The sequence below is a fragment of the Blautia sp. aa_0143 genome, assembly GCF_004167315.1.
In the GTDB taxonomy this organism is placed as follows: domain Bacteria; phylum Bacillota; class Clostridia; order Lachnospirales; family Lachnospiraceae; genus Blautia_A; species Blautia_A fusiformis.
On the sequence record NZ_RCXU01000003.1, the window covers coordinates 135,899 to 161,222 of the forward strand.

21 protein-coding genes and 1 pseudogene are annotated in these 25,324 nt (G+C 46.3%); 7 read left to right on the plus strand and 15 right to left on the minus strand.

Annotation, left to right across the window (positions count from 1 at the left end; genetic code table 11):
* Window positions 1–10 precede the first annotated feature (10 nt).
* Genes EAI83_RS02465 through EAI83_RS02480 form a run of 4 tightly spaced genes read left to right on the plus strand, consistent with a single transcriptional unit; the run spans window position 11 to window position 2,532 of the window.
* Window positions 11–469 (plus strand): SpoVA/SpoVAEb family sporulation membrane protein, encoded by a 459-nt coding sequence (locus tag EAI83_RS02465; protein ID WP_022426383.1) that lies wholly within the window; start codon window positions 11–13, stop codon window positions 467–469.
* Window positions 466–1,521, plus strand: a complete 1,056-nt coding sequence (locus EAI83_RS02470; protein WP_022426382.1) for a stage V sporulation protein AD — start codon at window positions 466–468, stop codon at window positions 1,519–1,521. Before EAI83_RS02465 ends, EAI83_RS02470 begins: the two co-directional genes overlap by 4 nt.
* 2 nt (window positions 1,522–1,523) lie before the next feature.
* Window positions 1,524–1,880 (plus strand): SpoVA/SpoVAEb family sporulation membrane protein, encoded by a 357-nt coding sequence (locus EAI83_RS02475; RefSeq protein ID WP_022426381.1) that lies wholly within the window; start codon window positions 1,524–1,526, stop codon window positions 1,878–1,880.
* A gap of 25 nt (window positions 1,881–1,905) precedes the next feature.
* Window positions 1,906–2,532 carry a stage V sporulation protein AA gene (locus tag EAI83_RS02480; RefSeq protein WP_129974554.1) on the plus strand — a complete coding sequence of 209 codons (627 nt, stop codon included), beginning with the start codon at window positions 1,906–1,908 and terminating at the stop codon, window positions 2,530–2,532.
* 123 nt (window positions 2,533–2,655) lie between these two features.
* Here the strand turns inward: EAI83_RS02480 and EAI83_RS02485 are convergent, their stop codons facing one another.
* The gene (locus tag EAI83_RS02485; protein ID WP_044961021.1) at window positions 2,656–4,638 is read right to left on the minus strand and encodes a sodium-translocating pyrophosphatase; all 1,983 of its coding nucleotides are present in this window, start codon (window positions 4,636–4,638) and stop codon (window positions 2,656–2,658) included.
* A gap of 195 nt (window positions 4,639–4,833) precedes the next feature.
* A complete protein-coding gene (locus EAI83_RS02490) occupies window positions 4,834–5,757 on the minus strand; it encodes a 4Fe-4S binding protein (RefSeq protein ID WP_021977051.1) in 924 nt (307 codons plus the stop codon).
* A 191-nt stretch (window positions 5,758–5,948) separates the two neighbouring features.
* On the opposite strand from EAI83_RS02490, the gene EAI83_RS02495 reads away from it, so the two are divergent.
* The gene (locus EAI83_RS02495) at window positions 5,949–6,866 is read left to right on the plus strand and encodes a LysR family transcriptional regulator (protein ID WP_059085331.1); all 918 of its coding nucleotides are present in this window, start codon (window positions 5,949–5,951) and stop codon (window positions 6,864–6,866) included.
* A gap of 118 nt (window positions 6,867–6,984) precedes the next feature.
* Here EAI83_RS02495 and EAI83_RS02500 read toward each other — a convergent pair whose 3' ends face one another.
* A complete protein-coding gene (locus EAI83_RS02500; protein WP_015526900.1) occupies window positions 6,985–8,283 on the minus strand; it encodes a dicarboxylate/amino acid:cation symporter in 1,299 nt (432 codons plus the stop codon).
* A gap of 1 nt (window position 8,284) precedes the next feature.
* Window positions 8,285–9,136, minus strand: a complete 852-nt coding sequence (rfbD, locus tag EAI83_RS02505; protein ID WP_015526899.1) for a dTDP-4-dehydrorhamnose reductase — start codon at window positions 9,134–9,136, stop codon at window positions 8,285–8,287.
* A gap of 332 nt (window positions 9,137–9,468) precedes the next feature.
* On the opposite strand from rfbD, the gene EAI83_RS02510 reads away from it, so the two are divergent.
* Together EAI83_RS02510 and EAI83_RS02515 are read left to right on the plus strand one after the other, a co-directional pair.
* Window positions 9,469–11,997: a leucine-rich repeat domain-containing protein gene (locus EAI83_RS02510; protein WP_129974555.1), complete on the plus strand. Its 2,529-nt coding sequence runs from the start codon at window positions 9,469–9,471 to the stop codon at window positions 11,995–11,997.
* Window positions 11,998–12,166: 169 nt separating this feature from the next.
* Window positions 12,167–12,664: a QueT transporter family protein gene (locus EAI83_RS02515; RefSeq protein ID WP_129974556.1), complete on the plus strand. Its 498-nt coding sequence runs from the start codon at window positions 12,167–12,169 to the stop codon at window positions 12,662–12,664.
* A gap of 62 nt (window positions 12,665–12,726) precedes the next feature.
* Here the strand turns inward: EAI83_RS02515 and EAI83_RS02520 are convergent, their stop codons facing one another.
* From EAI83_RS02520 to EAI83_RS02565, 11 genes and pseudogenes are all read right to left on the minus strand, one after another.
* Window positions 12,727–13,449: a SigF/SigG family RNA polymerase sporulation sigma factor gene (locus tag EAI83_RS02520; protein WP_021650746.1), complete on the minus strand. Its 723-nt coding sequence runs from the start codon at window positions 13,447–13,449 to the stop codon at window positions 12,727–12,729.
* Window positions 13,450–13,451: 2 nt separating this feature from the next.
* On the minus strand, window positions 13,452–13,877 hold the full coding sequence (gene spoIIAB / locus EAI83_RS02525) for an anti-sigma F factor (protein ID WP_015526893.1): 426 nt from the start codon (window positions 13,875–13,877) through the stop codon (window positions 13,452–13,454).
* Window positions 13,861–14,220 (minus strand): anti-sigma factor antagonist, encoded by a 360-nt coding sequence (locus EAI83_RS02530; protein ID WP_015526892.1) that lies wholly within the window; start codon window positions 14,218–14,220, stop codon window positions 13,861–13,863. The genes spoIIAB and EAI83_RS02530 overlap by 17 nt, the downstream gene beginning before the upstream one ends.
* 125 nt (window positions 14,221–14,345) lie before the next feature.
* Window positions 14,346–15,671 carry a hypothetical protein gene (locus tag EAI83_RS02535; protein ID WP_129974557.1) on the minus strand — a complete coding sequence of 442 codons (1,326 nt, stop codon included), beginning with the start codon at window positions 15,669–15,671 and terminating at the stop codon, window positions 14,346–14,348.
* A gap of 10 nt (window positions 15,672–15,681) precedes the next feature.
* Entirely contained in the window at window positions 15,682–15,834 is a 153-nt protein-coding gene (locus tag EAI83_RS17150; protein ID WP_015526890.1) for a hypothetical protein, read from the minus strand.
* Entirely contained in the window at window positions 15,831–17,129 is a 1,299-nt protein-coding gene (locus EAI83_RS02540; RefSeq protein WP_129974558.1) for a bifunctional folylpolyglutamate synthase/dihydrofolate synthase, read from the minus strand. The genes EAI83_RS17150 and EAI83_RS02540 overlap by 4 nt, the downstream gene beginning before the upstream one ends.
* 171 nt (window positions 17,130–17,300) lie before the next feature.
* Window positions 17,301–19,412 (minus strand): LTA synthase family protein, encoded by a 2,112-nt coding sequence (locus EAI83_RS02545; protein ID WP_129974559.1) that lies wholly within the window; start codon window positions 19,410–19,412, stop codon window positions 17,301–17,303.
* A gap of 15 nt (window positions 19,413–19,427) precedes the next feature.
* Window positions 19,428–22,082 (minus strand): valine--tRNA ligase, encoded by a 2,655-nt coding sequence (locus tag EAI83_RS02550; protein WP_129974560.1) that lies wholly within the window; start codon window positions 22,080–22,082, stop codon window positions 19,428–19,430.
* A gap of 495 nt (window positions 22,083–22,577) precedes the next feature.
* Window positions 22,578–23,321, minus strand: coding sequence for a creatininase family protein (locus tag EAI83_RS02555; protein WP_110103653.1), 744 nt, complete (start codon window positions 23,319–23,321; stop codon window positions 22,578–22,580).
* A 785-nt stretch (window positions 23,322–24,106) separates the two neighbouring features.
* Window positions 24,107–24,538 (minus strand): annotated as a pseudogene (locus EAI83_RS02560) (transposase); the annotation flags it as partial.
* Between the two features lie 323 nt (window positions 24,539–24,861).
* The gene (locus tag EAI83_RS02565) at window positions 24,862–25,197 is read right to left on the minus strand and encodes a substrate-binding domain-containing protein (RefSeq protein WP_243113435.1); all 336 of its coding nucleotides are present in this window, start codon (window positions 25,195–25,197) and stop codon (window positions 24,862–24,864) included.
* Between the last annotated feature and the right edge of the window lie 127 nt (window positions 25,198–25,324).

A 25,324-nucleotide genomic window follows, 5' to 3' on the forward strand; every position in this document is an offset into this window, starting at 1 on the left:
GATTTTCCATATGCAAAATATCAACCAAAAAAAATATGAACAATATGTCAAGCAGCTTACTCCCACCCACAGTCTGCCGCTGAATATGGCAAAAGCTTTTCTCACAGGCGGACTGATCTGTCTTCTTGGACAGGTTATCTTAAACACAGCACAGGCTCTCGGTGTAGATGCTTCCGATTCCAGAACCTGGTGTTCTGTCATTCTCATTCTCTTAAGCGTCCTTCTCACAGGCTTTGGTATTTATCCCAAAATCGGCAAATTCGGCGGTGCAGGAAGTCTTGTTCCCATTACCGGATTCGCCAACTCAGTGGCTGCATCCGCCATTGAGTTCCGGGCAGAAGGACAGGTTTTCGGCATAGGGTGCAAGATTTTTACTATTGCAGGCCCTGTGATCCTCTACGGCATCTTAAGCGCCTGGGGACTGGGTGTGATCTATTATATCCTAAAGATCCTGGAGGTGATATCATGAGCAAAAATCTCAGACTTGGCGCAGCCAGCATTGCATTTTCACAGCCTTTGTATATCGAAAGCGCCGCATCCATCGTCAGTCAGAAAGAGGCGGACGGTCCTCTTGGAGATCTTTTTGACCTGGTCTGTGAAGATCCCATGTTTGGCTGTGACACCTGGGAATCTGCGGAAAGCACACTGCAGAAAGAAACTGCCACTCAGGCCATAAGCAAAGCTGGACTGAGCTCCGAAGATATCCATCTGATGTTCGCCGGAGATCTTCTCGCTCAGACATCAGCCACCTGTTTCGGCTCCGCTGGACTTGGAATTCCCTTTTACGGTCTTTACGGTGCCTGCTCCACCATAGGGGAAGCACTTTCTCTCGGTTCCCTTGCTCTGACCGCCGGATTCGGCACACGGGTCTTATGTGCCACCTCCAGCCATTTCGCAAGTGCGGAAAAAGAATTTCGTTTTCCTCTGGGATACGGAAACCAGCGGCCGTTTTCTGCCACCTGGACAGTAACCGGAAGCGGTGCCTGTATCCTAAGTACATCTCCTCCCGGAGAAAAAGCTCCTCTGCGCTCCGGCAAAGGCTGTGCTGCTATCACCGGCCTTACTGCCGGCCGTGTGATGGATTATGGTCTCAGGGATTCCATGAACATGGGAGGCTGTATGGCTCCTGCAGCCTGCGATACCATTGCACGAAGCTTTTCGGATTTCAGGCGGACGCCTTCGGATTATGATGCCGTCTTTACCGGGGATCTGGGGATCATCGGGCAGAAAATTCTCCTGGATCTTCTGAAGGAACAAAATATCCGGCTTTCTCCCATTCATAAAGACTGCGGTATCCTGATCTATGACGATCCTTCTCAGGACACCCACGCAGGAGGAAGCGGCTGCGGCTGTTCTGCTGTAGTCCTTGCCTCCTACATCCTTCCGAAGATTGTATCCGGAGAATGGAAGCGGATCCTTTTTGTACCAACAGGAGCGCTTCTTTCCAAAGTAAGCTTTAATGAAGGTGACAGTATTCCGGGTATTGCCCACGGAGTTGTCATCGAGCATATGGAGGTATGAGCATGGATTACTTTAACGCATTCTGGTTCGGCGGCCTTGTCTGTGCCCTGATTCAGATCCTTCTGGACAAGACAAAGCTGATGCCTGGCCGTGTGATGGTACTTCTGGTATGTAGCGGCGCCCTGTTAAGTGCCATTGGCGTCTACCGGCCGCTGGTGGATTTTGCAGGTGCCGGGGCCTCCGTCCCGCTGATCGGTTTCGGACATGTATTATGGGAGGGTATGAAAAAAGCCATTGAAGAAGACGGCATCCTTGGGCTTTTTACAGGAGGCTTCACTGCCTGTGCTGCCGGAGTTTCCTCCGCCCTGATCTTCTCTTATCTGGCCAGTCTCTTCTTCCGTCCAAAAATGAAAAAATAATATTCCGGGAAAGGAGTTTTTTCTCATGAGTGATACTCTTTATCTGCAGCTGGATCAGAACATTGAAGTCACCAACCCACATGTATATCTTCAGGATATCGCTGCACTTTCCATGAGTGACCCCAAAATCCTCAATCATCTGCGGGTCATGCCTGTGATCGTTCTGGATGCGAAAAAGCCCGGACGCTATGTGATGTCTGTCTCGGATCTTCTGAAAAAGATCCAGAAGCTGGAACCCTCCATTGATATTTCTCCCATCGGGGAAACGGATTTTATCATCACCTACCGCATCAGCTCTGCCACAGGGAAAATTTTCCGGTATGTAAAAATCCTTTTTGTATGCCTGGTTTCCTTTTTCGGCGCCGCTTTTTCCATTATGACCTTTAATAATGACGTAGATATGGGCAGCCTTTTTAGCCAGTTTTACACTCTTGTTACGGGAAAAAGTTCCTCCGGCTTTACCATCCTGGAGATTTCCTACTCCATCGGGATCGGCCTCGGCGTACTGATCTTCTTTAATCATTTCGGGCATCTGAAGCTAAGCGATGATCCCACACCTATGCAGGTGCAGATGCGGACCTATGAGGATGATGTAAACCGGACACTGATTGAACAGGCTGCACGAACAGAAAATCCAGAAACTGACTCATAACCAGAGTCCACTCTCATATCCGTACAATTCCGCCGCCTGTCGCACAAAAAAAGCTCCCTGCAGATTTCTCTGCAAAGAGCTTTTTTTATATAATATGGGTTTACTTTTTTTCTGAAATGATATTTACAGAAGTCCTCCGATGGATAAGAACAGAGGAGCAAATACCAGTGATACAATAGTCATAAGCTTGATCAGGATGTTAATGGAAGGCCCTGATGTATCTTTGAACGGATCGCCGACTGTATCGCCGACAACGGCTGCTTTGTGCGCCTCGCTGCCTTTTCCGCCATGATGACCTGTCTCGATGTATTTTTTTGCATTATCCCATGCACCACCTGCGTTGGACATGAAGATCGCCATCAGTACACCTGTTACAAGAGCACCGGAAAGAAGTCCTCCAAGAGCCTCAACGCCAAGAACAACACCTACGATAACCGGAACAACGACCGCCATGATTCCAGGAAGCATCATCTCGTGAAGAGCTGCTGTTGTGGAGATCGCAACGCATGATTTGTAATCCGGTTTCTCAGTTCCCTTCATGATACCCGGTTTCTCACGGAACTGGCGTCTTACTTCCTCGATCATCTTGTAAGCAGCCTTGGAAACGGATTCCATTGTGAAGGCCGAGAAGAGGAATGTAAGCATACCACCGATAAAGATACCGATCGTAACACGAGGAGCAAGGATATTGATTGCATCCAGATTTACTGCATTCGCATAAGATACAAACAGAGCAAGCGCTGTAAGAGCTGCGGAACCGATTGCGAAGCCTTTACCCATAGCTGCTGTTGTGTTACCTACAGAATCAAGCTTATCTGTGATCTCACGAACTGACTCATCCAGACCTGACATCTCTGCAATACCACCGGCATTGTCAGCGATGGGTCCATACGCGTCAACGGCAACTGTGATTCCTGTTGTGGAAAGCATACCAACTGCTGCAAGAGCGATTCCGTATAATCCATCCACACCGTATGCTACAAAAATACCAACACAGATCAGCAGGATCGGGAATGCTGTAGATTTCATACCTACTGCGATACCACTGATGATAGTTGTAGCTGCACCTGTCTCAGACTGCTCGCCGATTCCCTGAACCGGTTTATAATCTGCAGATGTGTAATACTCTGTAATGTTTCCGATGATGACACCGACAACAAGACCTGCGATCACAGCAATGGCTGCCTTCATGTCTCCGAAGAGAGTCTTGCTGAGGATCAGGGACACGATGATAACAAGTGCTGCAGATACATAGCTTCCTCTTGTGAGGGCTTTCTGCGGATTGGAATTATCATCACCTTTTACAAAGAATGTTGCAATGATGGATGCGATCAGTCCACAGCCTGCAATAGCCAGCGGGTAGAGAACACCGGAAACTGCTCCGGCTACCGCACCAAGTGTAAGAGCAGATACCAGAGATCCTACATAGGACTCAAAAAGGTCTGCACCCATACCGGCAACATCACCTACGTTATCACCTACGTTATCCGCAATAACAGCCGGGTTACGAGGGTCATCCTCCGGGATTCCTGCCTCAACCTTACCTACAAGGTCAGCTCCTACGTCAGCTGCCTTTGTATAGATTCCACCACCAACACGTGCAAACAGTGCGATGGAAGAAGCACCAAGGCTGAATCCAGAAAGTACGTCAACGTTCTTTGTGATGATATACACAACGCTGACACCCAGTGCACCAAGACCTGCAACACACATACCCATAACAGCACCGCCGGAGAATGCAATGGAAAGAGCCTTGTTCATTCCTCCCTCTTTTGCTGCATTTGCTGTTCTTACATTAGCCTTTGTTGCAACGGTCATACCGCAGTATCCTGCGATTGTTGAAAACAGAGCACCTACTACGAAGCAGATTGCTGTTACCCAGCTTCCAACTCCGATTCCGATCAGTACAAAAAGTACGGCTACAAAAATAACCAGGATCTTGTACTCTGCTGTTAAGAAGGCGCGGGCACCTTCTGCGATCGCACCTGCGATCTCCTTCATTCTGTCTGTTCCTGCATCCTGCTTGCTGACCTTCGCTGCAAGGTATGCTGCGAACAGAAGTGCCAGTACTGCTGCCACCGGCACCAAATACATGTAGTTTTCCACTCTTTTTACCTCCGTTCATGTATTGTTAATACTTTATCACATTATTTTGCATATTTCAAATAGAATTTTCACTTAGTTTTTTGTTAATATTGTGATATAATAAAAATTTATATAAATGGGATAAAAATTTTTTATATTATTGCTCGCATTTTTTCAGTTTCAGACAGCTTATATAATAGGAAGTTTTTTATATCTCTATTTGGACAAAATTTCCATTTTTCTTTCCAGAAGATTTTTTTCCAATAATTGTTTTTCTGCATTTTCGAACCCAATTCGTTCTATAGTCTCGGCAAAACGTTCTCCCTTTAATCCCTGGTCCTTAAAAAGCAGGATTGCCTTCTCAATAACATCCAGTGCCTCTTCCTCTGACGTAAAGATCCGGTTCAGGGCCTTTCCATGAGAAATTTTCTTTCCCCAGCGTCCACCGATATAGATCTTGAATCCGTAGGTACCGTCCGGGATGGAATGGAATGGACATTTTCCCACACATCTTCCGCAGTGTCTGCAAAGCTCCTCATCAATGTGCAGTTTCCCGTCAACGACTTTCGCCACTTTGTTTGGACATGCAGCTTCAATGGCACATTTTTTGCAGCCCTTGCATGCCTCGCTGTCAAAGTGCGGAATCCTCTGTCCGATGATCCCCACATCATTCAGATTTGGTTTCACACAGTTATTCGGGCATCCGCCTACTGCGATCTTAAATTTATGCGGCAGTGCAACCTGACGGTAGCCTTTATAGAATCTCCGGAAAATCTCTTCTGAAATTGCATAGGAATCCAGAAGTCCATACTGACAGGTGGTTCCCTTGCAGGATACTACTGGTCGGACCTTTGCTCCTGTTCCTCCTGTCTCCAGACCTTCCTTCGCAATAAATTCCTGAAACTCTTCGATCTTTTCATAGGGGATTCCCTGGATCTCCACGGAGAGCCTGGTCGTGTAGGTAAGATTTCCGTTGCCGAATTTCTCTGCTGCTTCCGCCATACATCTGTGCTGTGCCGCTGTCACCTTTCCGTTTACAGTGATCACCCGTGCAGAAAATTCATCGGTTCCCCGGTTATTTAAAAACCCCTGCCCCTTCAGTCTTTTCTCTTCCTCTTTGCTTACAGTTAATGCTGACATATTTCCTCCTCCTGGTCTCACCGGCATTCCGATACTTTCCCATGGTATCGTTGCCCTGTATTTTGCAATGTTGAAATCGTTTTCACGTACTTCCTACTATACCACTTGAAGATGTATTTGAGAAATGATATTATTTTATAAAAATGATAGGTTTTACCTATATACCAATTTACAATAAAAGGAGATTCCATATGACCATCCGCCATCTCACTGTTTTTGCGGCCGTTGCGGAACAGGGCTCCATGAGTGCTGCTGCCAAACATCTTTATCTTTCCCAGCCAACAGTCAGTCAGGCCATCCGTGAGCTGGAAGCTCATTATAACGGCCTTCTCTTTGAACGTCTTGGAAAAAAGCTTTATCTCACAGAACGGGGAAAGCTTCTTCTTCCCCATGCCCGTGAAATGATCCGCCAGTTTCAGCAGCTGGAAGAGCTGATGCAGAACCAGGGACAGTCTTCCACCCTGAAGCTTGGCTCCACCCTCACTGTGGGAACCTGCCTGACCCCATCCATTATCCTGGATCTGCAGAAAAAAATCCCGGACCTTGACGTTTACTCCTTTGTCACCAACACGCAAAATATCGAACAGAAGCTTCTGCGTTCTGAGCTGGACGCTGCTGTGGTAGAAGGTGAGATCCATTCCCCGGACCTTGTCGTTCTTCCCATCATCGACGACTGTCTGGTCCTTGCCGCCGGAAAAAAGCATCCGTTTTACCGCAGAGGACGCATCCATGTCCAGGAGCTGAACAACCAGAAATTTGCAGTCCGGGAATATGGAAGCGGTACCAGACAGCTTTTTGAGGATTACACCCTTCGCCATGATCTGAAGATCCGAACTGCCTGGGAAGCCAACAGTCCGCGGGCACTGCTGAACGCAGTGCTGTATAACCAGATGCTCTCTGTTATGTCCATCCGTCTTATGCATCATGAGATCCGTCACCGTTCAGTCCGGGTCTTCTGCAACGAAGCAGGGGAATGGAACCGGAAATTCAAGCTGGTCTATCACAAGAATAAGTTTCTTACCCCTGCTATCTTTGAGCTGGAAAAGATCCTTCACACCTATCAGCAGCTGGAACTGCCCTCTGTCATGGGTGTTCTGGAACAGGAATAAGCAGGGGACTTACCTGATCCAGTAAAAAAACGGCCGCACATATCGCTTTTACGATATGTACAGCCGTTTTTCGTTTTTTCTCACCCGACAGGGTCGGATCTTTTTTTGAACCGGATATTTAGTTTGATTCGTTAAACACGTTTTTATCCAGTGCACCGTTCTGGTGTGCAACGATGGTTGTGCAGACTGCATCACCGGTAATGTTAACCGCTGTTCTGGTCATATCCAGGATACGGTCAATACCCATGATCAGACCAATTGCCTCAACCGGAAGTCCTACAGAGTTAAATACCATGGTCAGAGTAACAAGACCAACACTTGGTACACCGGCAGTTCCTACGGAAGCAAGGGTTGCAGTTCCGATAACTGTCACATAATCCATCGGACTTAAGTGGATACCGAAGGCCTGTGCCGCAAATACTACGGCAACACCCTGCATGATAGAGGTACCGTCCATGTTGATGGTAGCTCCAAGAGGAATGGTGAATGAAGAAATCTTCTTGGAAACACCCACTTTTTTGGACAGGGTATCAATGGACATCGGGATCGTGGCATTGGATGTAGCTGTTGAGAATGCAAATGCCATAACCGGGAAAAATTTCTTGATGAATTTTATCGGATTCAGTCCTGTGAAGATCTTCAGCAGGATCTGGTATACGCCGAAGCACTGGATTGCCAGTGCAAGGAGAACACCGATCATATATTTTGCCAGCGGGATAAATGCGCTGAAACCGATGTTTGCAAAGGTTCTGCTGATAAGGCAGAATACACCGATCGGTGCAAGTGCCATGATCATCATGGTCATCTCCATCATGATGTCATTGAACTGGCTGAAAAAGTTCGCTACTGTCTCTGCTCGCTCTCCCATTTTCGCAAGGATCACACCCACGATCAGGGCAAATACGATAACCTGAAGCATGGTTCCGCTTGCCAGGGAATTGATCGGATTGTCCGGAATGATATTCAGGATGGTATCCGTAAGAGAGGTAGCCTCCATAGTCTCCACAGAGGAAGCGGAGGACTGAATAGAGCTCATATCAAGTCCCACACCCGGATTGATCAGATTACCTACCGTCAGAGCAACCGAAACAGCCAGAGCTGTAGTCGCCAGATAAAATACCAGTGTTCTCACACCTACGGTTCCAAGCTTCTTGGTATCACCGATGGACATACTTCCGCAGACAAGGGAACAGAATACCAACGGTACAACCAGCATTTTCATCAGACGGATAAATCCCTGTCCGATCACATAAAGGATTCCCTCCACGATCACATCTTTCTTGAAGCTGCTGTCAGGAACCAGGTAACAGAGAATGATTCCCAGTATCGCACCTGCGATCAGCGCCACAAAGATCTTCGTGGTAAGGCCCATTTTCTTTTTCTGCTGTGTTTTCTCTTTTATATTTTTCTCTTTCATTCTAGTCCTCCGCTCTTTCATCCATATATTCTTTCAGCGATGCTTTCCAGTCCGGCATATCATACACTTCAATAATACGGAGGATAAAATTATCAAGGACGGCATATGGCGGTCTGACAGAAGAAAGATCTGACTGCTCTGTCGGCACGGATCTCAGTTCGATCTCCTTTCCTGCAAGGCGAAGGATCTCGGTTGCAAACTCATAACGGTTGCATACACCGCTGCAGGTTACGTGATAAGTTCCATATTCGTTGGTATCGATAAGATACAGGATCATTCTTGCCAGATCCTTGGCGCTGGTCGGTGATCCGAACTGATCCGAAGCAACGGAAAGCGCCTGGCCTTTTTCTGCTGTCTCCAGCACACGGTTTACAAAATTGTTTCCGCCTTTTCCGTATACCCAGTTGCTTCGGATAATGAAATGTTTGTGTGTAAACTCTTTTACATAGTTCTCTCCGGCTCTCTTGGAACGGCCGTAAACAGTCAGCGGATTGGTATCGTCAAACTCTGTATACGGTTTTTTGCTCTTTCCGTCGAAAACATCATCTGTGGAAAGCTGGACGATCTTTGCCCCGCATTTTCTTGCCACGATGCTTAAGTTTCTTGCTCCCAGTGCGTTGACACGGTATGCATGTTCCGGATTCTTCTCACACTCATCGGTATCTGTGATACCGGTGCAGTTGATGATCACATCCGGACGGTTAATGGAACCGAAGTTGATCACTTCATCTGTGTCTGTGATATCCAGCTCATCAAGATCTGTGTTCAGAGTCTCGATCTGCATTGGATCCAGAACATCATTCAGTGCCCGTCCGATCTGTCCGTTGGCACCTGCGATCCATACTTTTAACATCTTTCTACCTCCCTGGTGTAATATGTGTGATATATAAAATAAAGAGACATTGATTTAGATCAAAACCAATGCCCCTTTAACCTATATACTGTAATATATTTTATCAATATCACAAAAAACTGTCAAGAAAAAAGCCCCTGTTTCCATAAGGTTCCTGCTGCTGATGTTACTGCCCACTAGCAGTATTTCCTCAAGATGTTTTTGTGAACAGAATTTACAGAAATCCTGAGGATCGGGAGTTCCATAACTCCCGATTTTGTATTGTAAATTCTGTCCCATGAATTATAATCTAAACAGGAGATCATCTAAAAACACATACAAAGGAGAAACTTATGAAAAAGCTAAAAAAATTAACATCTCTGCTATTTCTGTTCTGCTGTCTTTGCTTCTGTCTGATCCTGTTTCCACAGACAGCCCGGGCAGGCTCTCTTACGCCAACCGCACAGGACAATCTCAATGTCAGGTTACGCCGTACCTCTGATCTTATTCCTGTTTCCGGCGGATACATGAGGGTCTTCCACCAGAAAAATTCTGTCGGCGTTGAATATTACGATAATGATCTGAAGATCAGAAGCAAGCGCAAGATCAACATGGAGCTTCCACTGTGGGGTGGCTTTTATGCCGGATCTGACGGATATTATCTGGTAGAAGGCCAGACAAACAACAAAGAAAACGATTCCGCTGAGGTCATCCGCGTTATCCGCTACGATACAAGCTGGAACCGGAACGGTGCAGCAGCAATTACCAGTAACCCGGAGCTTTTTGGCGGTGAGGTCCGCACGCCCTTTGACTATGGCTGTGTGGAAATGACAGAAAGCAACGGCAAACTCTATGTTGTTACCGGTCACGAAGGATATGTGGATCCCTCTGTCGGTCAGGGACATCAGGGCTTCCTTATGGCCGAGATCGACCAGGCAACCATGAAAGGAAAGATCGTTTCCTGCGATCTGTGGCATTCCTTTGCACAGTATATCAAATCACAAGGTTCTTATCTCTACGTACTGGAGCAGAGTGAGGGTTCACGATGTACAAAGCTTTCCAGATACGACAGCACTACACTTGCCTGCACCACCATAGAGCTTTTGCCATACGGAGGCTCACATACTTCTGTGTGGGCACTGGCCTGCTACGCAAGCGTTGACGGCATGGCTGTTTCCTCTGACAGTGTATTATGCGTTGGCACTTCCATCGATCAGTCCAAATATGATAAGGTATCTGAAAACACGCCTCATAACCTTTATCTGTCCGTCACACCAATGTCTGACTTTTCCGAAAAAGCAACCACTACCAGGAAGCTTACCAACTTTACAGGCGGAGGAAAAAGCTTTGCGGGCGTAAAGATCACCAAAATAAATGACAACCGTTTTATGATTTCCTGGGAAGAATACGTCTCCGACGATAACAAGAAAAACTCTTCCGCTAACGATCCGCTCTCTTCCAGCACCCTTCATTATCTTTTTGTGGACGGAAAGGGAAAGAGTCTCAGCAAAGAGTTTACAACAGCTGCTCCGATTTCTGACTGTCAGCCTGTGGTAAAGGATTCCAGGGTCGTTTATTATGCTTCAAACTCCAACACCTTGAACTTTTATTCCATTAATTCCGACAACGGAAAAGCTGACAAAAAAACTTACCATATCGCAGGTGACAACGCAACCTGGAATTTCAAAAACGGTATCCTTACGATCTCCGGCTACGGACCACTTTCTATTTCCACAGAGGAAAACCACCGATACCCGGTCTCTTCAACAAAAGGCTGGTTTACCTTCTACAGCGATTCCTCCTGGAAAGCTATCAAAAACCAGATCAGAAAGGTAATAATAAAGCCCGGGATCACAAGTATTTCCGAAAGGGCCTTTGTTTATCTTCCTGAGCTGAAAGAAGTGGACATCCAGAAAGGGGTCACAAAGATCGGAAAAGAAGCTTTCGCCTACTGTGACAAGCTATCCAGGATCAACATACCTGATACTGTTAAAAGCATTGGAACGGATGCTGTGTGGGGCGGCTACGGGTATGTCAACTCTCATGCATATTTTTGCAAGATCCATGCTCCGTACGGCTCTTACGCAGTTACATATGCCAAGAAAAACAATATCAGCTATGCATGCAATATTTCCGATGCAGCTGTAACAGGGATCAAAAAAACATATACCTATACAGGCTCTGACATAAAGCCCGTTCCAACCGTAACTCTTGGAAAAGCAAAGCTTTCTGGCATCAATGATTATCATGTGACATACCAGAACAATAAAAAAGCAGGAACTGCTACCCTGAAGATCATCGGTGATTACCATTTCTACGGAACCATCACCTTAAATTTCCAGATCACTCCTGCAGCCACACCAAAGCCACAGACTGCAAAAACATTCCGGGATGCTTATAATGTCTACACAGTCAATACCACCGGGACTTCCGTAGCACTGAAGGGACCACGTTCACGCAATACTGTCACTGCAAAGATTCCGGCCACTGTCAAAGCTAACGGAAAAACCTACAAAGTCACAGCCATTGCAGCCAATGCCTTCAAAAACTGTAAAAACCTGAAACAGGTAACGATTTCAGGAAATATCACAAGCATAGGTGCCGGAGCCTTCCAGGGATGCACAAGTCTTCGTACTGTAAAAATCGGTTCCCGAGTTTCTGCGATCGGCACAAAAGCTTTCTGTGACTGTAAGGCCCTTACCTCTGTCACCATACAGACAGGACGTCTTACTTCCAAAAGCTCAGGTAAATATATCTTCACAAGAGCAGGTCAGAATAATTACAAAAAACTGACTGTAAAGGTTCCGGCAAGCAGACTTTCCTCTTACAAAAAGCTGTTTCAGAGCCAGGGTCTGTCCACACAGGCCAGGGTTATCAAATAGTCAGGATCGTACCTTGCATTTCCACGCCCCTTATGCTATACTCAGTTTCGCTGCAAAAGCCCGCAAAAACCAAGGTCGTACAGGGCTTACAAGGCGGTCACCGCCTATAAATGTGCCGAGTGTTCGTGACCTTCCACTCGTAAAACAAAACTAAAGGAGAATAAAAAACATGAAAAACAAAGGTACTCATTTTCTGGTACAGGGAGCTGCCATTGCAGCTGTATATGTTGTCCTGACACTGGTATTCGCGCCACTTAGCTTCGGTGAAGTTCAGATCCGGTTTTCCGAGGCGCTGACCGTTCTTCCGTTCTTCACACCGGCTGCCATCCCGGGACTGTTCGTGGGATGTATCATCGCCAATCTTCTTGGCGGTGCGATTCCGGTTGACATCATTTTCGGAAGCATTGCCACACTTATCGGTGCATTCTTTACCTACAAGCTTCGCAATACAGGCAAATGGACAGCCCCAATCCCGCCGATCGTTTCCAACATTGTGATCGTTCCTCTTGTGCTTCGTTACGGATATGGCATTAACCTTCCTATCCCGTTTATGATGCTCACAGTAGGAGCCGGCGAATTTATCTCAGCCGGTGTGATCGGTATGATCCTTCTTGGAGCACTTTTCAAATACAAAAATGTACTTTTTCATAAAAAAGCAGCAGTCTGACTAAATCTGCTGCCCACAAAAAGGAGCCATGAGAAAACAGCAGCATTTCTCATGGCTCTCTTTTATTTTTTCTCTGCGGATTCCTGCAGACTGCGCAGGATCCTCTTTTCCATTCTGGATACCTGTACCTGGGATACGCCAAGCTCATGGGCGATCTCCATCTGGGTCATGTTCTGAAAATACCGCATATAGATCAGCCTCCGCTCCTTTGCCTCCAGAGTTCCCAGTATCTCTTCCAGAAAAATCCTGTCCAGTACTTTTTCCTGCCGGTTTTCTTTTTCCGGAAGCTTGTCCATCAGAGAAATCTCCGTTCCCTCACCCTGATAGATCGTTTTGTGAAGAGATTCCACCTCTGCACCGGATTCCATGGTCATTACCAGTTCTTCTATGGAAATTCCCATTTCCTCTGCCATTTCTCCCGTCGTAGGTTCCCGCTCCAGCCGGCGTGTCAGTGCTTCTCTCACCTGATAGATCCTGTAGTGGTTTTCCTTCAGAGAACGGCTTACCTTCAGTATCCCGTCGTCTCTGAGATAACGTTTGATCTCTCCGATGATCATGGGAACGGCATAGGTGGAAAATTTCACATCATAGGACATGTCAAACTTATCCACAGCTTTCAGAAGTCCGATGCTGCCGATCTGGAACAGATCCTCCATCTCCACCCCTCGTCCCAGAAAACGCTTTGCCACACTGTATATCAGTCCTGTATTTTCCTCAAACAAAAGATCTCTTGCCGCTTTATCCCCCTGGTGTGCACGCCCGATGAGGACAAGAGTACGATCCATAGTTACCTCCTGATGATCTTTTTCATGTGCACTGTAGTTCCACGGCCAACCTCCGATTCCACCTGAAGCTCATCCATAAACGCCTCCATGAATGTAAACCCCATACCGGAGCGGTCTTTATCAGCCTTTGTGGTAAACAGAGGCTCCATGGCTTTTTTGATATCCGGGATCCCGGCTCCGTGATCTGTCACATCTACCTGAAGCTCCTGCCCCCGGAGACGACATTCTACCCGGATCTTATGTATCTCCCCTTCATACCCGTGTATGATGCAGTTGGTCACTGCCTCCGATACTGCGGTCTTCAGATCCGAAATTTCCTCCAGCGTAGGATTCAGCTGTGTGCAGAATGAAGCCACAGCAACTCTTGCCAGTGCTTCATTTACCGGTCTGCTGTCAAAAATGATCGTCATTTCATTTGTGTTTTCCATCATAAACACCCTCCTGTTCACCTGCCGATTTTTTAATTCCACAGATTTCAATATATTTTCCCACTCCGGATAGCCGCAGAAGCTTTGCAATATGACTGTTCACATTGACAACCTGCACACATTTCCCCCTCATGCCAAGTGCCCGGTACCTACCCATCAGCAGACCGATCCCGGAACTGTCCATAAAAACGGTCTCTGAGAAATCAAAAATCATATTTTTTATATAGTTATGTCCAATAATCCGGTCTGAATCTCTCCGGATCTCATCAGAAACCGGATGATCCAGTTCCGCCGGAAGATGTACAGTCAGCACGGTTCCGGATTTTTCAAAACCTGATGTCATTCTATCATTCCCCCATTTTTGATTTTTTATTCCATTTCTCATGACCAAAGGGTAAAAAAAGAGGAATGCGCCAACGCACATTCCCCTTATCCGAGGTTTCTCCTCTGTATGAGTTATGATCTTTTTTATTCTGTATAACCTCCATCGTAAGAGGAATCCTCATATCCTCCGTCACTGTAGCTGCTGTCTTCTCCGGAATCTCCGTCAGAGCTCTGTGCATCTTCTCCCGCCGAAGCTGCGGCATCCGCTCCAGCTTCAGCTGTTCCATCTGTGCTGCTGTCAGCACTGGACGTTCCGTCAGAAGCTCCGCTCTCGATCCCGCTTACACCAGTCTTTCCGCTGATAGTACTGTAAATCCCCTTTGCAGAATCTGACAGTGTATCCACATATACCTTCTGTAGTTCCAGCGCCGCTGTATCCAGATCCTCCTGCTGCATGGCAGTATATGCATTAAACAAAGCCTCATAGCTCTGACTGCGTTTCTGCTCTTCCTCTGCCTGCTTGGCAACTGCATCTGCCGTATCACTGGACTGGGCAGCTTCTCCCTGAGCTTTGGTAAGCTCCACGCTCTGGCTGGAAAGAGAATCACTGTACTGTATGATCTGCTGATTGGCCTGCCTGTAAATATCCTGTTTCACAGCCGGCAGTACAAGGAGCCAGAATGCTGCCGCCCCTGCCGCAAATCCAAGTACCGTGGTAAAGAAAAGTGATATCTTTGATCTTTCTTTATAAGACGACGGCCTTACAACGATTTCTCCTGAAATATTATCATTCTCATTTTTTTCATTTCCAAACAAGCCCTTACGCCGTTTTTCCATCTTTGTGGTAACACCCGTCTGCTCGTCAACTTCACGCAGGAAACGAAGTGTGGTGGTATTGGTCTTGTCGATCCTGGCTGCTTTTTTCAGGGTTCTTCTCGCCTTATTCCACTCCTGATTCTTCATCTGGATCAGAGCAAGAAGATGATACCCCTTGATCAGCTTGGGATTCTGGGACAGGATCTTTTTCAGGCGGATGGCCGCCATATCCTCATGGCCTTCCCTGCACATGGCGAGGGCATTGTTATATTTCTTGATGCTTTCGTTGATTGTTTCCAGTTTGTTCTGGTTTGCCTGAAGCCTGGCAATATATTCTGAAGCCAGATTTCGGTTCTTCTGGATATTCTTGCTGATGACCCACTCACTCAGTGCGGCAACCACCTCACCGGTCTCAAAATATACAAGACCAAGAAGATTTCTTGCACGGATATTCCGTTTGTCATAAGCAAGACTTTGCTTCAGACAGCTGATCGCCCCGGACAGATCCCGGATGCTGGCTTTTTCCAGCCCCTGATTATAATAAAGCTTGGAAAGATAATCCACCTTCTTCTGGATCAGTACATTGGCTCCACAGTGCGGACAATAATCCAGATCTGTATCCGTCAGGAACGCTCCACAGTTTATGCAGTTCATCCACTTCTCCTTATCTTACACGTCTGTTGCTCTTGACCTCACGCAGCATCTCCTGGAGTACATCCATGATATCTGTGATCTCCCGGTCATAAATGACACCTTCTACATCTGCCACATCCAGACATGGTTCAAATTTCTTCAGTTCCTCTTCGTAATCGATCATAATTTTTTCCTCCTGATCACAGCCTTGATCTCACCGACCAGATAAAGGGATCCTACACAGAACAGCATTCCATCCTCACCTTTTTCCTTTACTGCCCGTTCAAAAGCTGCTGGAACATCCTCTATTGCTTCCACTTCCGGTACTCCGTCTTCACGGAAGATCTCCGCAAGCTCTTCTACCGGAACTTTACGGTATCCGCCTACCTGTGTGACGATCACATGTCGAAAACGGATCCTGCTACAGATCGTGCGGATCATATCCGTATAGTCCTTGTCATCCACTGCGGAAAACAGTAGAGTCAGAGGAAATTCCTTCTGAAAATGTTCTGCTGTCTCTACAAACTTCTCAACACCGTCTTCGTTATGTGCGCCATCCACGATCACACCCGGAAGAACCGTTTCCATCCTTCCCTGCCAGCGTGTTTTTGCCATACCAGCCTTCAGAGCCTCCAGAGATACCGGAATCTGATCTTCCAGTACCTGAATGGTTTTCACCGCAAGAGCTGCATTCATAACCTGATAACGGGCGATAAACGGTATATCAAATATGGTATCGCCATATGTCTCGTCCTTAAGAGAAAACCGGATTCCGTCCTTTGTGATCTTATGGATCTCTGTGTCTTCCCGTTTCAGCTCATAATATGGACATCCCAGCTTCTCTGCATGCTCACGCATCACTCCGGCCGCATCCGGATCATTTCCATCGTAGATCACCGGAACACCCGGCACCATGATCCCTGCCTTCTCTCCTGCGATCTCGGAAACTGTATTTCCAAGATACTGCATATGATCGAGGCTGATGGATGTGATCACACAGGCTGCCGGATCCTCCACAGCAGTGGTTGCATCCAGACGTCCGCCAAGACCGGTCTCCAGTGTTACATAGTCCACGCCGGCTTCTGCAAAGATCACCATTCCCATCAGAAGGAGTGTCTCAAAATAGGTGGGATGATAGCTTCCCTCCGCAACCAGCTCATCGGAAAGCTTTTTAACTTTTTCAAAAGCACGAAGGAAAGTATCGTCATCGATCACTTCCTCGTTGATCTGAAAACGCTCGTTGATCTCCACCAGATGAGGAGATGTAAAAAGTCCGCAGGAATATCCAGCTTCCCGAAGGACCGATGTGATAAAAGCACAGGTACTTCCCTTTCCGTTGGTTCCTGCCACATGGATCACACGGAATTTCCTCTGCGGATCTCCAAGTCTTCTTAAGCATTCTCTGGTATGGTCCAGGCTATTCTTAGTAGTAAATCTCGGTATATCTTCAATATACGCAACTGCTTCTTCGTAATTCATAAAAAAAACCATCACTTATCTATAATGTATTCGTAAAGAACTTTTGGGGAGAAAAGCTTCTCCCCTCCTGTTCGTTACGATACCATTATATAATAGTGGTGGAAGATGTCCAGTCCTAATCGTAATATTTTATCCGACATTTTTTGTATCGGAGTATCTTTTCTATGCCATTTACTGGTTGTCTGTACTGTTTTCTTCACCGGAATCTTCTGTGGATTCCGTTTCTGACGCTGTATCCGTTTCCTCCATTGACCCTGTATCAGAACTGCTCTTTTCACTGTCAAGCTTCCACTTGCTGTCAGCGAGCAGCGCATAAACCGCCCGGTCATGGCTCTTTGTCATGGCCTTTCTTGTGGAACTGTTACTTCGCTGCACTACCGAGAGCCGGTCAAAATCATCCAGTTCCTTTCCGGTAATGATCAGCTTGGTAGGATTCACATAAACCGTATCATACCATTCTCCGTTGATCTTCACCTGGCTGGACGGCGTAAAGTTTGTTCCCTGGATATAATAGGTGTGATCCGTCTCAGACACAACCTGAATGGAATCCAGCGTGGTATCATAGATTCCCATACGCATCTTTGTCCGCTCAAAAGGATTCGCTCCGTCATATGTATACTGCTTTCCGTAGAGAAGATCGTACTGCAGGGTCTCCAGATCCACCTGATAATTTTTGGTGTTTCTTCTTGCCTGATGATACTTGAAAACATTTCCCTCATGGATACCTACACGGTCCATAACCTCTGCTGCCATCTGGTATGCCGCAAGATTTTCTTTCTTTTTCTTAAGTCCGAAATTATCCCACATCACATACTCTGTCTGGAACAGATATTTATTCTCCACATCCTCCACGGTCAGTCCCATGGTCGGCAGATGATCACCATACATGACCAGTACCACATCCTCCGGATAATCTGCCAGCCTGTCAGTCAGCTCTTTGACAAAATTATCCATCTCATGGATCTGATTTACATAATACTCCCACTTATTATTCAGCTCGTCAGTAGGTGCCCCGGAAACTGTGATCTCCGGATTTTCCAGTACCGGTTCTGAAGGATAATCTCCATGTCCCTGTACGGAAATAGTATATACATAATCAGGCCCTTCTGTGGAATCCAGACACTTGACGATCTCATCGGTGAGGACACTGTCCTTGGTCCAGCCCAACGGGTTCTTCTGGTTTTCATCCTTCATATACTCTGCCGAAGTGAAGGTATCAAATCCCAGATTCGGAAAAATACTTCTTCTTCCGTAGAAATTCGCCTCATTATTATGTACTGCATGAGCAGTATAGCCCAGATTCTTCAGAACATACGGTGCGCTCTCACAGGTAGTTTCCTTAAGGATACTCTTGTAAGGATACTCTCCCGGTCCAAAATAATGAAGGCTCATTCCGGTAATGGATTCAAACTCAGTATTTGCGGTTCCGGCTCCTACGGAAGGTACCTTATAATATCCGGAGGAATACTCCTTCATCAGCTTTCTGAAATTCGGGATAGGATCTTCTGACAGCTCCAGATAATTTACCAGCGTAGGATCAAAAAAGGACTCCAGCTGTAAAAACAGAATATTCGGATGACTGCCTTCTTTCGTTTCCGGAAGATTTTCTTCCGACTTCTCGATCCTTTTGATCTCGCTTTTGGAATAGTCTCTCGGGGCACTGATTCCGGTATTAAAGATCGTCGTTGCCAGACAGTAAGGATATCCGTAATCCTCATAAGCTATGGCAATATTTCCAAAATAATTGGAAAGAACTCTTTTTTCCAGAGCAAGCTGTGTAATTCCTCCAAAGGCAAGGACCCCGACCAGGACCAACGGAATATTCACCTTGTATTTCAGCTTGCCTCTGTACTTCGGCGACCTTATCAGGATGATCAGAAGGATCAGAACCGCAATTCCCAGAAGAACTGCACCTATGGTCATCTGGGTATGGGTCAGATATTTTTTTGCAATACTGAGACCATCTGTCAGATTCTTCACATCCGGTCCTGTAAACGGTGTGACACGGTTGAGAAGAAGCACACCGTTTACGATTCCCAGAAACAGCCATAAGCTGCCCACAAAGATACGCCAGAAAATTCTCTTTCGGAAGAGATAAACAATCAGCATCGTCGTAAAGATAAACGCTGCATTATAAGCAAATACAAGCGGCCTTGTGGTCATGTAGGTCCACGCCTCTGTGAACGAGTGCCTGCATATGGCCTCGATCACAAAGTACAGGACTGCACAGCCCAGAGCCTGAAGTATCAGCGAAATCTTATTGAAAAAGTTACACCACTTCATTAAAACACTCCTTCGTTATTTCACCATCTGTGTTAACTGCAGGTTCACTTTCTCTTTCATCTCTTTGTATTTCTCAAGTTTCTCCTTCTCTGCCTCTACCTTGGCTGCAGGTGCCTTGTTCACAAAATTCGGATTGTTCAGCATTCCCTCGCAGCGTGCGATCTCTTTTGTAAGTCGCTCCTGCTCTTTTGTGAGACGTTCGATCTCTTTTTCACGGTCGATCAGATCCTCCAGCGGCAGATAAACCACACCGTCTGCCACAACGATGGATACCGCATCCTCACCGATTCCGTTCTTATCTTGCTGTACGTGGATCTCTTTTGCAAACGCAAGGTTTGTAAAGGACTTCTTGCAGGACTCAAAACGTGCACAGCTCTCTGCGTCCTTGCCTACGATGTAGATATTGGTCTTTCTGTTCTGCGGTACGTTCATCTCGTTTCTGGTGTTACGGATTCCACGTACAACCTCCTGGAAGCTTGAAACTGCTTTCTCAGCATCTGCAAAATCCATCTCGTCTCTGTATACCGGCCAGTCGGAGATCATGATGGACTCTTCCTCCGGAAGCAGTGTGCAGTAGATCTCTTCTGTGATAAACGGCATGAACGGATGAAGAAGCTTCAGTCCCTGTGTCAGCGCAGTGCGGAGTGTCCACAGTGCATCGTTTGCTGCTGCCGGGTTTTCCTCTGCCTTCCACAGTCTTACCTTTGCCATCTCGATATACCAGTCACAGAGCTCATCCCACAGGAAATCATAGACCTTCTGTACGGCAATTCCAAGCTCATATTTATCCATATTCTCAGTAACATCACGGATCACTGTGTTCAGTCTGGAAAGGATCCATTTATCCTCGTTGCACAGTGCGTTCAGGTCTTCCGGCGCTGTTACTGTCTTGCCCTCCAGGTTCATCATAATGAAACGGGAAGCATTCCAGATCTTATTTGCAAAGTTACGGCTGGATTCTACACGCTCCCAGTAGAAACGCATATCATTTCCAGGTGCATTACCTGTCATCAGTGTCAGACGAAGGGCATCTGCGCCGTATTTGTCGATAACCTCCAGCGGATCGATACCGTTTCCAAGAGACTTACTCATCTTACGTCCCTGTGAGTCACGTACCAGACCGTGGATCAGTACATGGTGGAACGGTGTCTCACCAGTCTGCTCCAGTGCGGAGAATACCATACGGATAACCCAGAAGAAGATGATATCATATCCGGTTACCAGAACATCTGTAGGATAGAAATACTCAAGCTCCGGTGTCTTATCCGGCCATCCAAGTGTGGAGAACGGCCACAGTGCGGAACTGAACCAGGTATCCAGAGTGTCCTCATCCTGATGCATATGTGTGCATCCGCATTTCGGGCATTTCTCCGGCATCTCTCTTCCAACCCCCATCTCACCGCACTCATCGCAGTAATAAGCCGGGATCCTGTGTCCCCACCAAAGCTGACGGGAAATACACCAGTCACGGATATTCTCCAGCCAGTGCAGGTAAGTCTTGTCAAAACGTGCCGGAACAAACTGAAGGTTTCCGTCGTCCAGAGTTTTGATAGCAGCTTTTGCCATTTCGTCCATTTTTACAAACCACTGTGGTTTGATCATCGGCTCTACCGTTGTACCGCAGCGGTCATGGGTACCAACACTGTGGCTGTGCGGAACAACCTTTACAAGAAGTCCCTGCTCCTTCAGGTCCTCTACCATGGCCTTACGTGCCTCGTAACGGTCCATACCTGCATATTTTCCGCCAAGGCTGTTGATGGTGGCATCATCATTTAAGATGTTGATTTCCTCAAGGTTATGACGGCGTCCAACCTCAAAGTCGTTGGGATCGTGTGCCGGTGTGATCTTAACGCAGCCTGTTCCGAATTCCTTGTCAACATACTCATCGGCAATAACCGGGATCTCTCTGTCTGTAAGAGGAAGCTTCAGCATCTTTCCTACAAGGTCTTTATATCTTTCATCCTCCGGGTTTACAGCAACTGCTGTATCGCCGAGAAGTGTCTCCGGACGAGTGGTCGCGATCTCAACAAAACGTCCTTCCTCACCTACGATGGGATAATTGATGTGCCAGAAAAATCCGTCCTGGTCCTCATGTACAACCTCTGCATCAGAAATAGAAGTCTGGCATACAGGACACCAGTTGATGATTCTGGAGCCTTTGTAGATATAGCCTTTCTCATAAAGGCGGATAAATACTTCCTGAACAGCCTTGGAGCAGCCCTCATCCATGGTAAAGCGCTCACGCTCCCAGTCTGCAGATGCTCCCAGCTTTTTCAGCTGATTGATGATCTTTCCGCCGTACTCCTCTTTCCATGCCCAGGCATGTTTCATAAATTCGTCACGGCCGATCTCGTTCTTATCAATCCCTTCCTTACGAAGTTTCTCTGTTACCTTAACCTCTGTAGCGATGGCTGCATGGTCAGTTCCCGGCTGCCAGAGAGCCTCATAGCCCTGCATTCTTTTGAAACGGATCAGGATATCCTGCATGGTCTCATCCAGTGCATGTCCCATATGCAGCTGTCCGGTTACATTGGGCGGCGGCATTACAATTGTAAAAGGTTTTTTGTCCGGATTAACTTTTGCATGGAAGTATCCGTTATCCATCCATTTTTTGTACAGACGATCCTCAATACCCTTGGGATCATAAGTCTTTGCAAGTTCTTTACTCATGTTTTCCTCCTGAATCTTTCTGATTATAGGAACCTTAAAATGCTCCTGTTCTCTGCAAGAAAAAACACGCCCTCCACACAAAAGCCAATAACTAATGTGCGAAGGGCGATCATTCTCGCGGTACCACCTTCATTATCCGGAAAAAACATCTGTTATTCCCGTCTATCTCTTGTCCCTTAACGCGGGGTACGTGAAAACCTACACAGCAGCATCTGCATCTGTTCTGCATTTCTGCTTTCAGTTTCCCGGCTCCTAAGCTACCTTCTGCAGTCCTCCATCTGAAAATGCCTTTCAGCCTGCGCTTCTCTTGCGTCTGTGCATTTCTCTCTGTCAGCGTAGATCTGCATACTCCTCTTATTCAACGCCTTTGCCATGTTCCTACTATAATGAAATTTTCTTTTTTTGTCAAGACAGAGGCCTTATTTCAAAAGTAAAAATCAAAATAAAACAGAATATCTCCACCGGTTATTTTTTCCAATGGAGATATTTTTTTATCTATCTTTCTTTTATTGTTTTGTACTCCTTCTCAATGCCTGCGATCAGTGTTTTCATTGTATATTCCAGAATTTCATTTCCGAATGCTTCCGATGATTCTCGGACCGGATGACGTCCTGCAATACCGATCAGATTACTCTCATCTTCTTTTACCTGTCCAAAGTCAACCAGTTCCGGCCGAACAGCCATTACAATAGAGGTCTCATTTGCTCCGGCATGATCATTCTGATATTTCAGTCTCTCATCATCCGCATAGGTCCATGCTGTCATAATGCACAGTCCGTATTTTTCTTCTGCCTCTTCCTTCATTTCCTGAAATGCATTTGTTGACGGACCGTGTCCATGTCCCACAACGATGCGGACTCCTGCTCTGGAAAGCTGTGCAAAAATACTGCGCAGCAGATCCTGAAACAGTCCCTTTTCCATCCAGTAAGCACTGCCCTTCATCTGCTGGGCACAATAGATATTCAGTGCGCCCTCTGTATTGATATCCATTCCATAAAATACAGTTCCCCGATCATCAAATAAACGGTCAGGTCCCATGAACAGCATCGGAAGCACTACACCACCGACCTTTTCTGCCACCCGGACAAACAGTTCTTTTGACTGGATCCCGTCAGCTCCAAGAGGCATATGCGGACCATGCCATTCCAGTGTGCCAAGTGGCAGATAGGCAACCGGCATCTCCTTTATCCTCTGTACACATTCTTCCGGAAGTAATTCCTCGTATAATACTTTTTTCATGCTCGTCTCCTCCTCATATAATCAAGTGTTTTTTATTGAAAATTCAAGTTTTTTCAACCTTTATATCTCAGTGAACAAGCCAAAGCTATAAGCATTTCGATATATCAAGTACTGAAATAGTGGTTAGAAGGTATACGAAATAAAACGTCATTGATTTCCGCTTTACTGGCCTTGTGTATACCCATCCCTCTATGGCAGCTAACCTCCTATATCCACCAGGATCATCTCTGTCTCCAGAGGTCCTAACTTGTCGGGTAGAAACACCTATTACTAAGTATATCCCCCACAGATCCGTACGTGCCCAATTCAGGCATACGGCTCTTCACGACACTTATGCCTCAGATTATCCATATAGGCTCACATAAATACGTGGTCTTACTATAGGATGCTCCTTCAAAAACTGATTGAATCCATCCCATGTATAACTTTTCCTCTGACTATGCCTATTCATCCAAAAATAAAGAATCTGAATAACTCTCTTACGGAAGTTATCCATCATTTGATAGTTATCACTTATTCCATAATAATGTTAATACCCGATTAAAATCTGATTTACTTTTGCAAGAATATATTTCTTCTTTTCAAATCTCATGTGTCAGCTATGCTCCTTAACGGGGTCATATGCCCCATGGTGACTATTTCTGCCGACTACTGGCTCATTCTTTGTATTGTTGATTACTGACTTGCTTCCTGTACCAGCACTGTGATCAGTGGACGTTATCTGTTACATTCTGCTTGATTCAGTGGCTGCCCAGATGACAGCCTCTACTATAGTTACTTTTTTCTTACGCTACTTGCAGATAAGCTGCCGGTCTCCTGATATCACTGACCAGCTTTTGGGGGTCATAAGCCACACCTTTTGTCAGCATCGCATAAAAGTCACGTATCAGCTTGGCCGCAACCGCCATAAGTGACTGCATCTTCTTTAATGGATTCAGTTTTCTGGTTGTGTAATAATTATGGAGTTCTCTGAACTCCGGATTCTTCGCTACAAGCGACATTGCAACCTCAAAGAGCAGGTATCTGAGTCTCTTTCGGCCCCGTCTGCTTATTGTTGTCTCGCCCTTGTGCTTTCCTGAACTATTTTCAACCAATGCCAATCCTGCAAGATTCTGCAGTTCCTTCGGATTGCTGAAGCGGCTAATATCACCTACTTCTGCAAGGAACCCTGACACTGTCCTGATTCCCACACCTTTGATCCCTAACAGCTTTTCAGCCATCGGAATCTGTTTTACCAGTTCTTCAATTAGAACCATAACTTCCTGCAGACGTGTATTTCTGGATTCATAGTCCTCCAGAAGCATTCGGATCTCCATTCTTGCAGATACTGCTCCTTCTTTGCTTCCAACACTGTGCTCTGCAGCTTCTATCAGAGTCTTCGCCCTCGCTTAGCGGTATCTTCCTTGACGGTATCTTCTTTAGCGGTGTCTCCTCCAGAATTGCCAGCATTTCCGGCTGTTCCGCATCCTACAAGAGTCAGCAGTGACATTGATGCCGCAATACCGGCGGCAATTAATTTTTCGCTTTCATATTTTTCCTCCTATTTTTCATAATGACCAGGAATTCCCACACTGTCACGGATCTGCAGCAGATATTCATTTTCCTTTTCATCACATGGTCTCTCGGCTCCATCCTGTAGATACAGCATGCCGTTTATGATACTTTTTGCCTGATATTCTACCGGCTGACTGATCGTAGACAGTGAAGGCGTTATGCGTTCCGCAAACGGAATACCGTCAAACGAAACTACAGATACGTCCTCCGGAATTCTGTAACCATGCTTCATGATCCAGGACATTACCTCTATCGCAACTTCATCGCTGTAACAAAACAATGCCGTTGGCAGCTTTTGAGGTACAAATATCTTCTCTATCACAGAAATCAGACTGCTTTTTTCATAGTCTCCATGGATCTGACCGATCAGGGTGCAAATTCTGCTCGAACGGTACGCCTATTCTGAAATTAGCGGTACATCCATTCTGATTTAGCGGTATGCGTTTTCT

What these genes read in the sequence shown, in the direction of transcription:
- EAI83_RS02465 (WP_022426383.1), top strand. Translation starts at nt 11, where the DNA reads ATGCAAAATATCAACCAAAAAAAATATGAACAATATGTCAAGCAGCTT.
- EAI83_RS02470 (WP_022426382.1), top strand. Translation starts at nt 466, where the DNA reads ATGAGCAAAAATCTCAGACTTGGCGCAGCCAGCATTGCATTTTCACAG.
- EAI83_RS02475 (WP_022426381.1), top strand. Translation starts at nt 1,524, where the DNA reads ATGGATTACTTTAACGCATTCTGGTTCGGCGGCCTTGTCTGTGCCCTG.
- EAI83_RS02480 (WP_129974554.1), top strand. Translation starts at nt 1,906, where the DNA reads ATGAGTGATACTCTTTATCTGCAGCTGGATCAGAACATTGAAGTCACC.
- EAI83_RS02490 (WP_021977051.1), bottom strand. Translation starts at nt 5,757, where the DNA reads ATGTCAGCATTAACTGTAAGCAAAGAGGAAGAGAAAAGACTGAAGGGG.
- EAI83_RS02495 (WP_059085331.1), top strand. Translation starts at nt 5,949, where the DNA reads ATGACCATCCGCCATCTCACTGTTTTTGCGGCCGTTGCGGAACAGGGC.
- EAI83_RS02500 (WP_015526900.1), bottom strand. Translation starts at nt 8,283, where the DNA reads ATGAAAGAGAAAAATATAAAAGAGAAAACACAGCAGAAAAAGAAAATG.
- rfbD (WP_015526899.1), bottom strand. Translation starts at nt 9,136, where the DNA reads ATGTTAAAAGTATGGATCGCAGGTGCCAACGGACAGATCGGACGGGCA.
- EAI83_RS02510 (WP_129974555.1), top strand. Translation starts at nt 9,469, where the DNA reads ATGAAAAAGCTAAAAAAATTAACATCTCTGCTATTTCTGTTCTGCTGT.
- EAI83_RS02515 (WP_129974556.1), top strand. Translation starts at nt 12,167, where the DNA reads ATGAAAAACAAAGGTACTCATTTTCTGGTACAGGGAGCTGCCATTGCA.
- EAI83_RS02520 (WP_021650746.1), bottom strand. Translation starts at nt 13,449, where the DNA reads ATGGATCGTACTCTTGTCCTCATCGGGCGTGCACACCAGGGGGATAAA.
- spoIIAB (WP_015526893.1), bottom strand. Translation starts at nt 13,877, where the DNA reads ATGGAAAACACAAATGAAATGACGATCATTTTTGACAGCAGACCGGTA.
- EAI83_RS02530 (WP_015526892.1), bottom strand. Translation starts at nt 14,220, where the DNA reads ATGACATCAGGTTTTGAAAAATCCGGAACCGTGCTGACTGTACATCTT.
- EAI83_RS02535 (WP_129974557.1), bottom strand. Translation starts at nt 15,671, where the DNA reads ATGAACTGCATAAACTGTGGAGCGTTCCTGACGGATACAGATCTGGAT.
- EAI83_RS17150 (WP_015526890.1), bottom strand. Translation starts at nt 15,834, where the DNA reads ATGATCGATTACGAAGAGGAACTGAAGAAATTTGAACCATGTCTGGAT.
- EAI83_RS02540 (WP_129974558.1), bottom strand. Translation starts at nt 17,129, where the DNA reads ATGAATTACGAAGAAGCAGTTGCGTATATTGAAGATATACCGAGATTT.
- EAI83_RS02545 (WP_129974559.1), bottom strand. Translation starts at nt 19,412, where the DNA reads ATGAAGTGGTGTAACTTTTTCAATAAGATTTCGCTGATACTTCAGGCT.
- EAI83_RS02550 (WP_129974560.1), bottom strand. Translation starts at nt 22,082, where the DNA reads ATGAGTAAAGAACTTGCAAAGACTTATGATCCCAAGGGTATTGAGGAT.
- EAI83_RS02555 (WP_110103653.1), bottom strand. Translation starts at nt 23,321, where the DNA reads ATGAAAAAAGTATTATACGAGGAATTACTTCCGGAAGAATGTGTACAG.